Source organism: Oceanobacillus aidingensis, from assembly GCF_042654105.1.
Classification (GTDB): domain Bacteria; phylum Bacillota; class Bacilli; order Bacillales; family Amphibacillaceae; genus Oceanobacillus; species Oceanobacillus oncorhynchi.
In genome coordinates this window covers 70,105-82,995 of record NZ_JBHSFT010000047.1, presented here as the reverse complement: position 1 = coordinate 82,995, position 12,891 = coordinate 70,105, and the positions used below count along the sequence as shown (strand labels likewise).

Sequence of the window (12,891 nt, the reverse complement as noted above, 5' to 3'; positions counted from 1 at the left end):
TTATTAGTAGGTTTATCATTAAAAGAAAAAAAGATTCTATTTCATTTAATTGGAAATAGAATCTGTTTGTTCATCAGCACGACCTTTAAATGTCCGGTAAGCCATGTTCTGTTCCATTGTACTGCAAACGGTGGTCAAGCCTTGTACGCCGGTTGTAATCATCTATCTACAGCTGTTGCTGTCCCTTGTTCGGTTCCATTCCCTACTAAAGGATGCCCCTACCATTATTTGGGTTGCTCACTCGCGGGGTTTACCTCGTTCCACCTGGTATGTTTCCAAACCAGCTACGTCACTGTGGCACTTTCAAGAGAGCTGACATATCACAAAAAGTGACTTAGTACAGCTCGTCTGCCGTTAGTTTATTAAAAACTACCTTGACTTATGATTTCATCAAGCGCGAACACTACAGGCATCGCAGCCTGTGTGAGCATGGACTTTCCTCTACATCCAAAAATGGACATAGCGATTACATAGACATTTAAGCAGCCTAAAACAGTTTAGCAAAGTTCTTTAAAAAAATCAATCATCTCTTCAGTTATTCTTCTGAATCAGCGTATCTTTTTCCAAATACAGCTTTTTCAAGGTTGGATAAGCGTTTTAACACGTCATAATTAACCTGTGAGCTTTGCTGTGTAGAACGTGCTCTAGGTGTTTCTGCTGCTGGACGATTGCTTTTCAATTTTTCGATCTCTTCGTTTAGACGATCAATTTCCTGTTTGAAATTATCATAATCCTGAATAATGATATCTAAAAATTCATCTACTTCTTCCTGAGAATACCCTCTGATTCCTGTTTTAAAATCTTTTTCTAAAATTTTCTTTCCATTAAGTTGAACGCGATCAATACTCATTACCAAATCACCTCTGAAATATACTATTACTTATCATTTTTCATCATGTGTTTTTATTTTAACATTATTCTATATTTATTAAAGCTATTATAACATAAAAAAGGAAACTGAATATCAGTCTCCTTCTAAAATTTATAAATCTCTCCAATATTTCCATTAAAAAAAAGGTTATCATTGCCGGTTTGACGCTTTCTGATAAACGCAAAGGCTTTTTAATCCATATCTTCCTTTTGGAATGAAAAAGGTAATAATTGATCTGTAGTTAGCGTCTGTACATCTTTGTTTAAATTAGTTAAGTGGATGGTCATATCAGGAGCAAAAAATTCACTCATCACCTGCCTGCACGTCCCGCATGGAGGCACTGGACGTTTTGTATCTGCTGCAACAGCCATCTCTGTAAATTCTGTCTCTCCGTCCGAAATAGCTTTAAAAATAGCAACCCGTTCTGCACAGCAGGTAGATGGATAGGCAGCATTTTCGATATTGCATCCCGTATAGATTTTCCCTGAGCTTGTTAACAGTGCGGCACCTACCGGAAATTCGGAATAGGGTACATACGCTCTAGCTCTGATTTGAATTGCTTCTTCGAGTAATTTTTCTTTCATGTGAATGTTCCTCCTGACGCTTTCGCATCTCTCTTTATTTATCTTCTTCTTCCAAGGTATCCAGCAGTAAATCAAAAACATATCGAATGGATGTATATAATTCCATATATCTTTTTCTTCTGACATCCAAATAATAACTATGCATTAACAATAATTCCATATTCTCCCTTGTTGATTGAACTTGATTTGGGTGAACGGATGCTTTTCTTTCTTTTACAGCGGCTGAAGCATCTCTCTCCCAGCTTTCTAATAAATCATAGATAGGAGCTGTTTCTGCTTTTACCATATTAAAAAATGAACGGTCTTTTCGGTCACTGGGAGCTTCGCTTTTCTCAAACCTCTCCCGAAGTGTTTCTAAATGGTGATTTAACTTCTCTGTTTGTTCGCTGAGTTTCATTTTAAATAGTCATCCTTCAATTTCAAACTGCATGCTTTTATATAAAATCGTTAAATAAATTTTATCATATAATAGATAGAAAAGTCATGAACAACACATAAAATCACCTGTAAATGATTATAATAGCTGTTTTAGTCTTTGAAATTCCAGTTCGGTTTGTTTTAAACTATTTGTTTTTGTTTGAAATTGCACCCATACTTCACTATCTACTTTTGCTTTTAACTTAAAATGAATTAATGCAAGCTGTTCCTGAATTTGTTCTATTTGTGCTTCCATATCCTTTTTGCTGTATCCTTTATTTTCTTCGGGAAGGGCAGATTTTGAAAGTAACATATTTTATTCTCCTCCTATATATTTAAAAATAAAATCGTTCGTTTCTAAAAGTGGATGCGCTACTTATTCCACGTGAGAAGGGAAACCTCCTTCCCATTCGACAAAACTAGAATAATCAAAACAAAACTAGTGCAAAACTGTAATGATTTGCACAAAATTAGACAAGCTATATATTGAAGCCTTATGCTGCTGGAGGTTTCATCAACTCTTCCTTCAAGAGGAATACAGTAAATAAACGAAAGCAGCTATTTACAAGGAAAAAGGAGGTTAATATTCATGAAACCGTCAAAAGGACAGCAAAAAACGAATGCAAATAACAAAAAGAATAACAATGAGAAAACAAGAGATAAAAAAATAGCAGGTCCTGACCGTCCTTCCACTTAAGTTAAAAAGTATTTTCAGCAAATAACCTAATTTTATTTTGCGGGTGCACCCTGCCCGCGAAATATAATTAGGTTATTTTTTAAGCTTCAACCCTTATGAATAGATGCATTTTTGCGTAGACTATGTAAGGCTGAGGCAAAGGAAAGTACATGATTTGATTTCTCCATATTTTGTCCATATCTTTTCAGATTTCGCACGCTATAATTCGTTTCCTTCTTGAATTTATATTATAATATATGGTGTACTGGTTTTATATGTATCCTGCCCGAAACAGTAATGTTTCAATATTGCTGTTTTTCATTTAGGATAGAGTGTTAGGAGGCTTGGCAAAATGAATTATCCAAATGGTCAGCGGAAACCACTAACCATAAAACCAAAGCAAACAAGTTTTAGCAGGAGAGGAATGACGCTTGAAGAAGAAATAAATGAAACCACTGATTTTTATCGAATACAAGGACAGGCAGTTATTCATAAAAAACCGACACCCGTGCAAATTGTAAATGTCCATTATCCAAGACGGAGTGCTGCAGTAATTACCGAAGCATACTTTAAACAAGCATCAACTACTGATTACAACGGCATTTATAAAGGAAAGTATATTGATTTTGAGGCAAAGGAAACGAAAAATAAAACATCCTTTCCGCTTGCCAATATCCATGAACATCAAGTTCATCACATGCAGCAAGTAATAAAGCACGGTGGAATCAGCTTTATTATTTTACGGTTTAGAGCTTATGAAGAAACTTATCTATTCGATGCAAAAGATTTATTTGTTTGCTGGCAGGAGCAATTTGATGGTGGTAAGAAATCAATTTCTTATAATCATGTAAAACAATTGGGACACCCTGTCCCCTTTCATTACCAGAAAAAAGTTGATTTTTTATCTGTTGTTGATAAGCTCTACCTATAGATATGGAGGTATAAAAAATGGCAGATCAAACGAGCCAAACAAGAGCTGCTAGAAGAAAGCAGCAAGGAAAGAAAACAAAGAAGAAAAAGAAACAGCCGATTTGGAAAAAAATCATTAAAATTACTTTGTTATTATTATTGATTTTATTCTTAAGCGGCACTGCTGTCGGTGCCTATTGGATTGCAACCGCACCGGATATTGATGAAGAGCAGTTAACCGTTCCTTTTGCTTCAACCCTTTACGATAAAAATGGCGATCAATTTGCCAATTTAAGTTCAGATGAAAAAAGGCAGGAAGTAAGATTTGAAGAACTGCCGGATTTACTTATCGATGCTGTCACAGCTACAGAGGATGTCCGCTTTTTTGACCATAACGGAATCGATGTCAGACGTATCGGCGGAGCGATTCGCGGGAACTTTACCGGCGGATTTGGCTCTCAAGGTGCAAGTACCATTACACAGCAGGTAGTAGAACGTGCATTTTTAAGTAATGAAAAGAAAATAAGCATTAAAGTCCAGGAAATGTGGATGGCAATGAAGCTGGAAAGACAATATAGCAAAGAAGAAATCATGGAAATGTACTTAAACAGTATTTTTTACGGCAGTCATTCCTATGGTGTTGCTCAGGCAGCAGAAACCTATTTTGGAAAAGAGGATTTAAATGATCTTACTTTGCCGGAAGCTGCTATTTTAGCTGGTTTGCCGCAGCGGCCGACAGCCTATAACCCATTTGAAAATCCGGAATTGACGGAAGAACGAATGAACACCGTATTAAATTTAATGGTGCGCCATGGCAAGATTACAGAAGCAGAGGCAGATGAGGCAAGAAGTGTCGATGTTACTTCTCTATTAACAGAAGATCGTCCTGATCCGACACCATACGATGCATTTATTGATCAGGTTCGTCAAGAAATCGACGAAAAACTAGACGATGTAGAGCTTGATGCGGATGGGTTGAAAGTATATACAACGCTTGATCCCGATGCACAGCCATATGTTGAAAGCCTGCTTGATGAGGAAGAATCGTCAATCAGTTACCCTGATAATACACAGGGAGCCATGGTTGTATTAGATACACAATCCGGTGCTATCCAAGCAATCGGCGGCAGTCTGAATAACGAAGGCGGTTTTAATTATGCTACAAGAGGTACAACACAGGCTGGTTCCACTGCAAAACCGATTATGTCTTATGGACCGGCGATTGAATATAATCAAATGTCAACGTACCATCAGTTAGATGATGAAGGCCCTTATGAAATTGAAGGTTCGAATCCAATAAGGAATGCCACTAGAACCTATAACGGCTGGGTAACTGCGAGATATGCACTGCAGCAATCGTTAAATGTCCCAGCAGTAAAACTGATGGAAGAAGTCGGTCCTGAAAATTCTAAGGAATTTGCTGAAAATCTGGGCTTTGAATTTGATTCAGATTACCTTGATCTCCGTGAAGCAATTGGCGGGACAGAAACAGAAGTTACCCCGATGCAAATGGCAGGAGCATATAGCGCATTTGGGAATGAAGGTAATTACACAGAGCCGTACGCTGTAACCAAAGTAGAATTCTCAGATGGCCGGGAAATTGATTTAACACCGGAGTCTGAACAAGTGATGGAAGATTATACAGCTTATATGGTAACCGATATGCTTAAATCTGTGGTCAGCTCTGGTACTGGTACAAATGCAGCAGTGCCTGGACTGGACGTTGCCGGTAAGACCGGAACAACGACAATGGATGGCCAAGAAGGAAGCCGGGACGCCTGGTTTGTCGGCTATACAACAAACTATACAATCGCAGCGTGGACTGGCGGTTATGATTCAGAAGGCGGCGGCCGTGTACCGCTTCAGGATACTACCCTGTCTCAGCAAATATTCAGACAGACAATGAGTCATTTATCAGAAGGAATCGATACGCCTGACTTTACCCGTCCTGACTCCGTCGTTGAGTTAGCCATCGAAAAAGGAACCAATCCGGCTGCCTTGGCAAGTGACAGTACACCAAGTGATAGCAAAGTGACTGAGTTATTTGTTAAGGGACATGAACCAAGTCAAGTGTCTGAACGCTATGAAGAGCTGGACGCCGTAAGCGGGCTGTCTGGAAGCTATAATGAAGACAATAATTCCATTGAAGTCTCTTGGGATTATGATACTGATTCGGAAGAAGATGTTAATTTCGACGTAAGTGCCAGCATTGATGGCGGCAGTATGCAGTCCCTCTCTTCTACCAGTGACACATCTATGGAAATTTCGGATGTGGAAGAAGGCGCAGAGTATACGATACAGGTTATAGCCGAAAGAGGCTCATTAAGCAGTGATCCAGCTACAACAACTGTTCAAGTACCTGGCGGCGAGGATGACGAAGAAGAGGAAGAAGACGAAGAAATACCAGGAGTGAGCGGTCTTTCCGCTGAATATGACGGAAATGAAACCATTAATGTTTCATGGGGCTATGATGGCCCATCCGCTAACTTTGAAGTAAGCGTAAATGGAGATACTGAAAATGTAGGCTCAAATAGTATCAACGTAAGCGGAGTTACCCCAGGCGACTACAATATTTCCGTCACGCCAATAAGTGAAGAAAACAGCGATCTCCGCGGCCCTTCTTCATCTACAAGCGTGACTGTGCCTGAAGCAGAAGAGGAAGAAGACGAAGAAGAAACGGAAGAGGAAGAGCCTCCAGAAGATGAGAACGAGGAAGAATCGGAATCTGATTCTGGCTCCGAATCCGATTCCGATTCGGGCTCTGACTCTGAATCGGATTCATCCGAAGATACGAACACAGATGATAATGATTCAAATAATGGGAATGAAGAAGAAAATAATGATTCCTCCGATAATGGTGACAGCAACGGGGATTCAGATAATCAGGAAGCGCCGCAGGAAGAAAGCAATTCCGATGAGGAAAGCACGGATGACCCTGCGCCTCAGAACGAATCAGACAACAACAATGGCAATGATGAAGAAAACACAGAGGAATAAAAAAATAATCCCGGTCCTTTTTGATGGGCCGGGATTATTTTTTATTGTTTTTTCTAAGGAGCTCATACCTCTATTTTCTTCATCCGCTTTTTTCCCTCTCTGCAGAGATACAATAATGGACACTCGGGACAATTGGGATTCCTGGCTTTACAATGATAGCGCCCAAAGAAAATCATCCGATGATGTGTGACACTCCATTCATCTCTTGGGACCTTGCGCATCAGTGTGTTTTCTACTTCTACAACACTGTCCTTCCATCTGCAAATACCTAAGCGCTTGGATACCCGTTCCACATGGGTATCCACGGCAATTGACGGTTCATTAAAAGCAACAGAAGCAACGACATTTGCTGTTTTTCTGCCGACACCGGCAAGTTTAACCAATTCGTCTTTCGTTTTCGGGACTTCCCCATTATAATTATCAATTAATGTCCGGCAAAGCTTTTGGATATTTTTTGCCTTGGACCGGTATAAACCAATAGAACGTATATCATTTTCCACTTCTTCTAATGGCACCGCAAGATAATCCTCCGGTGTTTTATATTTTTGGAACAAATCTGCTGTTACCTTGTTAACCAATTTATCTGTACATTGTGCAGAAAGCAAAACAGCAATAACTAACTCAAAGGGATTAGAATGCACAAGCTCCCCCTCTGCATCTGGAAACATTTCTGCCATGGCATCTAAACATTCTCTAATTTGTGTATTATTCAGCATAAACTCAATCTCCTTCCAGCCAATTATAATAAAAGGATGTATCTCTTTTAGGACGTGTATTGGTTTGATGATTATTATCTGATTTGCCCTGATGAAATTGCTGACTTGCTTTTCTGGCGTCCTGTACTGTGTGGATCCCTTTTTTCTTCCATTCTCTTAAAATACGGTCAATGTATTTGAAATTTAACTTGCTCATAAGTACCGATTCACGCAGCCCTGCTTTTATTAATGATGGTTCTATTCCGTCCTCATCCAGCCAGCTGTTAATAGTTTCTATTTCAAATGGCGACAAAGGTCTTCCAAATTCCTGTTCAAATAAAATAAAGATATTCCCTATGTTTTCTTCATCACGATTAACTACAGCGGCATCTTCCTCATATAATTTTTCCATTAATGGTTCTAGAGAATATGATTCACTGATAGGCGTCTGCTCAGAATCATTTTTTTCAATAGACAGAAACCCTTTCTGTACTAATTTTCGCAGCATACGGGCCGCCTCTTCTTCTGAAAAACTCCCTGATTGGGCCAATTCAAAAGGGGTTGGAAAATGGTTTCCTTCATCAGCAAAACGGGTAATCTGTATGAGTAAAATAAGTTCTGTTTCATTTAGACCTAATTCGTAATAAGTTGTTAGCAATTTTTTGGATACAGTCATTTGATCTTGGATAATTTCTTGGTAATTTATTTTTTTATTCATTCTAGCACCTCAGATAACAGTATAGCATTTTTTCATAATGAAGATAGGAAAAACCCCTCGCTTACGAGCAAGGGATTTATGGATAATCATAACGTAATCCAGGGATTGCGTATTTGTAAAACAGAGGTTCCAACGCCTCTGATATGACACTTAAAGCTTTTTTAAGGGTATAAACGATTCAGCAGTCTTGGGAATGGAATCGTTTCGCGAACATGTTCTACTCCGGATAACCAGGCTACCGTTCTTTCCAGGCCTAAGCCGAATCCGCTGTGCGGAACACTGCCATATTTGCGAAGTTCCAAGTACCATGCATACGCTGGTCCAGTAAGTCCATGCTCTTCATAACGGCGCTCCATTAATTCCAGGTCATCAATACGTTGTGATCCGCCGATAATCTCTCCATAGCCTTCCGGAGCAATCAAGTCAGCACATAGCACAACATCGGAACGTTCCGGGTCCGGCTTCATATAGAAAGCCTTGATGTCTTTCGGGTAATTTGTAATGAAAACAGGCTTATCATAGCTTTCGGCAATTGCTGTTTCATGCGGCGCACCGAAATCTTCTCCCCATTCGATGTCATCGAAGCCTTTTTCCTTTAAGAATTCTACTGCATCATCATAGCTGATACGCGGGAATGGAGCTGTGATTTTCTCGAGTTTAGATGTATCTCTTTCTAATATTTTCAGTTCTAAATTACAGTTCGCTAACACAGACTGTACAATGAAGCTGACATAGTTTTCCTGTACCTGCAAGCTGTCTTCGTGGTCCATAAATGCCATTTCTGGTTCAATCATCCAAAATTCAATCAAATGCCTTCTTGTTTTTGACTTTTCTGCGCGGAACGTCGGCCCAAATGAAAATACTTTCCCTAATGCCATTGCCGCTGCTTCCATATAAAGCTGTCCGCTTTGAGATAAATAGGCTTCTTCATCGAAATATTTCGTATGGAAAAGCTCGGTTGTACCTTCAGCAGAGGAACCGGTTAAAATAGGCGGGTCCACCTTTACAAAACCGTTCGTATTAAAGAATTCATAGGTAGCCCGGATAATCTCGTTGCGAATCTTCATAACGGCGTGCTGCTTTTTAGAACGAAGCCATAAATGACGATGATCCATCAGGAATTCCGTGCCATGATTTTTTGGCGTAATCGGGTAATCTGTTGCTTCATGAATAACCTCCAGATGACTTACCTGCATTTCATAGCCGAAATCAGAGCGCGTATCTTCTACAATCTTTCCGGTAACATATAAAGATGTCTCTTGCGTCAGATTTTTAGCATCTGAGAATACTTCCTCCGAAACATCACTTTTCACAACCACACCTTGCATAAATCCGGTACCATCACGAAGCTGTAAGAAAGCAATTTTGCCGCTTGATCGTTTATTTGCCAGCCAGCCGCCAATGGTTACCTCCTCGTTTACGTGTTTCGGTGCTTCTTGAATTGTTATCTTCATCTTAAAATCCTCCAACTTGTTATTAAACGTTTCTTATTTGTTGTGTCTTTCTGCTAAAAAAGATGATTCTTTTACTGTTTTCCGGCAGCTTCATCCGCTTATGGGAACATTTTATCGTACGTGTATCTTTCTTCCAGACTCTGTCCATCAATCGAATAATAATCCATGACAAACCGATTATCTTTATCATGATACGTAATTTCCCACAGAGCCTGACCATCTTCATAGGCAGGGCTGATATCTGCAAAGCGGCATGTATCACAGCTGGATGACCAGGAATCTATGATAGCCTCTTCACTCATCATATCCTCCGTATCAATCGCAATTAATTCACGTTCCTCCCCTTCTAACGGGAGAAAAACAAGACGCTCCTCATTGTCTTCATTACTCGCATAAAATACGTGGTAATTATTTTCCCCATAGTAGCCCTGTATCGAATGAACATTTTGATAAGAGGTCTGCGATTCTATTTGATTTTTCGTGTTATCAAATCCTGCTGTCCGGCTATCGTTGATTATTTGATATAAATAAATGCTGTAGCCTATTCCGATAAGCAAGAGGACTGTGATTATAATCAATGTCCATAATACCCATCTATTTTTTGATTCCCTCATGTCATTCCATCCGTTTCTTCTAAGATTATCTTTCATCATTTACTATACCTAGATGTGCGGTTTCTGTAAACAAATACCGTTAAAAAATAACTTTGCATCACCGGGGAGGAAATATTCCCGCTGATGAGCAGCTGTTCTTATTTATTGATGAAACCATTCTTCGGCATTACTTATCAAATGCCGTGTTGCTTCATAATGAACAGGTACGGAGGGGATGGATTCCAAAAAGTATTTCCCGTATTTAGCTGTTTTAATCCGTCCATCGCAAATAAATACAATTCCTCTGTCTTCTGAGGAACGGATTAACCGCCCAAAACCTTGTTTAAATTTAATAACTGCCTGTGGCAAGGACAGGTTCATAAACGGATTTTTTCCTTCTTCTTTCATCTGATGCGACTTCGCTTCAAAAACAGGATGGTTTGGCGGCTGAAAAGGCAGCCTTGCCATTACAAGCGCCGATAAATCCTCTCCTGGTATATCTACGCCCTCCCAGAAAGAGCTTGTTCCAAGCAGGATTGCCTGATCATAGGATTGAAAATTTTTCTTTAACCTGCTTCGGCTTCCGCTTGTCACTCCCTGGGCAATAATGACGTATTGCTGCTCTGTCATCATTTCCTTTAACAAATCATTTGCCTTTTTCAGCATGTCATAGGAGGTAAACAAGACAAGCATTCTGCCTGAAGTAATCTCTGCCAGCGACAAGATTGCTTCACATACAGCATAAACAAAATCATCAATGTTTCCATATTTAATATCTGGAAAATCAGTTGGAATCAACAATTGCACCTGTTTATCATACTGAAACGGGGAAGCAATTTGCTCTGTTAATAAATCTTGCTCAGCTACACCTAATCTTTCTTTTATAAATGTAAAGGAGCTTCCCATTGTTAATGTCGCACTGGTGAAGATGATACTCTCTTTTTGGGAGAAAAATTCTTCAGCCAGTATCGGCGCGATATCCGCCGGCTCACTGTAAAGGAATACACTATGATGCTTTCCTTTTAAATCTACTTCAGCCCATTTAATCAATGCTACCTCATTTTGTTCCTGGAACATCACTTTTAAATCTTCTATATATTTTACTAACGCATCCTGCATTTGACCGATATCTTCCAGAAATTGTTTTTCATCTCCATTGTCCACGGAATATGCATCCATTAATTGAGATAAAACTTCCAACAGCCTCTGAAAATGCATACGCAATCGTGCCGCCATATCCTGAGCAAGCTGCCAGGAATCCTGCTGATAGGTTTCCGGCTTGATACGATATTGGACTCTTCCCAAATCACTGGTTGCTTTATCGTTCTTCTGCTGTGACCTGACAAAGCGCTCAATCAGATGAAAAAGTTCGTCAATATCATACTTCGCTTCTCTGATAGCTGTATTCCATTTATGAGCTAATGCTTCTCTTTGTCCTATATCAGAAGCTTTCAGAACGGAACTGAATTGTTTATCCTCATCAGCTGTCCCTAAATAATTACATGTAAATTGCATTTGTATGTAATCCAATTTTAGCCCGTAATGATGGGATGCTGTTTCTTCAAAATGATGCGCCTCATCGATAATGGCCTTTTGATAGCTTGGTAAAAAAGCATAGTCATTAAACATATCCGTACAAAGCAAGGCGTGATTCGTAATGACAACATCAGCTTTTTGTGCCCTTCGTCTGGCCAGCTGATAATAGGAATGGTGAAACCAGGGCGATTTTGGGTTCATTATTTTCTCTACATCAGCAGAAACCTTCTGGAAGAAAATATAGCCCCCTGCCGGCAGTTGAATCTCATCAATATCCCCTGTTTCTGTCTCCGTGATCCATACAAGTAATATCGCTTTTGTCAGGACAAAATCATAATTATCCTTTGGACCGTAATCAAGCTCATAAAGAAACTTCTCTAAATTTAAGTAATGATTTTTTCCTTTCATTAAAGCCACTTTAAAAGGGCTTGTGATAATTTTCCTTAATAAAGGAATTTCTTCTTCCAGCAGCTGGCTCTGCAATTGAGTTGTATACGTGCTGATGACGAGGCGTTCACGTTGGTTAACAGCCTGGTAAACAGCTGGCAATAAATAAGCTAAAGATTTTCCTGTGCCGGTGCCCGCTTCGATAAACGCATGTTTTTTTGCAGAAAAGGCATCATAAATCGTCTCTGACATTTGCCGCTGCCCTTTCCTTGGCTCATAGGAAGAAAAGGCTCTCGAAAGCGATCCCTGCTCTTCATAAACGGCATCTAAGTATTCTCCGAACGATATGTCTATCTGCGCATCAGATTTCATCTCTTTTTCAGACATACGAAAAGCAAGACCCTGATAATGCTTTATTTGCTTATCCGGATGCTCTCGGAATGCTATTTCTTCCAGGCGGTTATCCAGGATAGCCGCTAAGTCGGATTGCAGTTTTTCTTCGAGATTTTTTAGTTTAAATAACGTTTCATATGGGAGATGATCTAATTTCTCTTTTAACTTCATAAATAGCTTTGCCGTTACATACGCATCTGATAAAGCACGGTGCGGATCGTCATGATGCAGCTCGAAATGCGCAGCCAGATGACTCAATTTATAACTGGATATACTCGGGAATAATATTCTCGACAGCTCCACTGTGTCCAGAACCTGATTTTTTAATTCGGGATAACCGTTCGACGTTAATTCCATATTGAGAAAGCCGACATCAAAGGCGGCATTATGTGCAACAATATAACTGTCCTTTAAAATCCGGGTGATTTCTTCCGCTTCATCGCTAAATAACGGGGCGTCCTTTACTTCTTCATCATGAATCCCTGTCAGATGAGAAATAAATGGAGGGATAGGCTGATTCGGATTTAATAAGGTCGTCTTTGTTTCTTTAATTTCATCATTTTCAATCGCAACCATGCCTATCTCAATTATTTTTCCCGACTTTGACGGAGAATTTCCGGTCGTCTCCAGGTCAATCACAACATATCGCAACAGATCACCT

General features: G+C 39.6%; 11 protein-coding genes and 1 other RNA gene. 2 read left to right on the top strand and 10 right to left on the bottom strand.

What is annotated here, in order from left to right; translation table 11 throughout:
- Positions 1-92 precede the first annotated feature (92 nt).
- From rnpB to ACFO3P_RS18175, 5 genes are all read right to left on the bottom strand, one after another.
- Positions 93-478: RNase P RNA component class B (rnpB, locus tag ACFO3P_RS18195), an RNA gene on the bottom strand.
- Between the two features lie 57 nt (positions 479-535).
- On the bottom strand, positions 536-850 hold the full coding sequence (gene gpsB, locus ACFO3P_RS18190; protein ID WP_042534087.1) for a cell division regulator GpsB: 315 nt from the start codon (positions 848-850) through the stop codon (positions 536-538).
- Positions 851-1,062: 212 nt separating this feature from the next.
- Entirely contained in the window at positions 1,063-1,455 is a 393-nt protein-coding gene (locus ACFO3P_RS18185) for a cytidine deaminase (protein ID WP_042534089.1), read from the bottom strand.
- A gap of 34 nt (positions 1,456-1,489) precedes the next feature.
- Entirely contained in the window at positions 1,490-1,852 is a 363-nt protein-coding gene (locus ACFO3P_RS18180; protein WP_042534091.1) for a DUF1798 family protein, read from the bottom strand.
- Between the two features lie 117 nt (positions 1,853-1,969).
- Positions 1,970-2,185: a hypothetical protein gene (locus tag ACFO3P_RS18175; protein WP_042534092.1), complete on the bottom strand. Its 216-nt coding sequence runs from the start codon at positions 2,183-2,185 to the stop codon at positions 1,970-1,972.
- Positions 2,186-2,900: 715 nt separating this feature from the next.
- Here ACFO3P_RS18175 and recU point away from each other — a divergent pair.
- Together recU and ACFO3P_RS18165 are read left to right on the top strand one after the other, a co-directional pair.
- Entirely contained in the window at positions 2,901-3,479 is a 579-nt protein-coding gene (gene recU / locus ACFO3P_RS18170) for a Holliday junction resolvase RecU (protein WP_193062172.1), read from the top strand.
- Between the two features lie 17 nt (positions 3,480-3,496).
- A complete protein-coding gene (locus ACFO3P_RS18165) occupies positions 3,497-6,454 on the top strand; it encodes a transglycosylase domain-containing protein (RefSeq protein WP_193062173.1) in 2,958 nt (985 codons plus the stop codon).
- Positions 6,455-6,516: 62 nt separating this feature from the next.
- On the opposite strand, the gene nth is transcribed toward ACFO3P_RS18165, so the two are convergent.
- The 5 genes from nth to dinG all read right to left on the bottom strand — a co-directional run bounded on the left by nth (position 6,517) and on the right by dinG (position 12,881).
- On the bottom strand, positions 6,517-7,170 hold the full coding sequence (gene nth, locus ACFO3P_RS18160; protein WP_042534096.1) for an endonuclease III: 654 nt from the start codon (positions 7,168-7,170) through the stop codon (positions 6,517-6,519).
- 4 nt (positions 7,171-7,174) lie between these two features.
- Positions 7,175-7,867, bottom strand: coding sequence for a DnaD domain-containing protein (locus ACFO3P_RS18155; RefSeq protein ID WP_256704712.1), 693 nt, complete (start codon positions 7,865-7,867; stop codon positions 7,175-7,177).
- Between the two features lie 161 nt (positions 7,868-8,028).
- Positions 8,029-9,321: an asparagine--tRNA ligase gene (gene asnS, locus ACFO3P_RS18150; RefSeq protein WP_042534100.1), complete on the bottom strand. Its 1,293-nt coding sequence runs from the start codon at positions 9,319-9,321 to the stop codon at positions 8,029-8,031.
- Between the two features lie 98 nt (positions 9,322-9,419).
- A complete protein-coding gene (locus tag ACFO3P_RS18145; protein WP_289585154.1) occupies positions 9,420-9,935 on the bottom strand; it encodes a hypothetical protein in 516 nt (171 codons plus the stop codon).
- A gap of 141 nt (positions 9,936-10,076) precedes the next feature.
- A complete protein-coding gene (dinG, locus tag ACFO3P_RS18140; RefSeq protein ID WP_289585155.1) occupies positions 10,077-12,881 on the bottom strand; it encodes an ATP-dependent DNA helicase DinG in 2,805 nt (934 codons plus the stop codon).
- Positions 12,882-12,891: the final 10 nt, after the last annotated feature.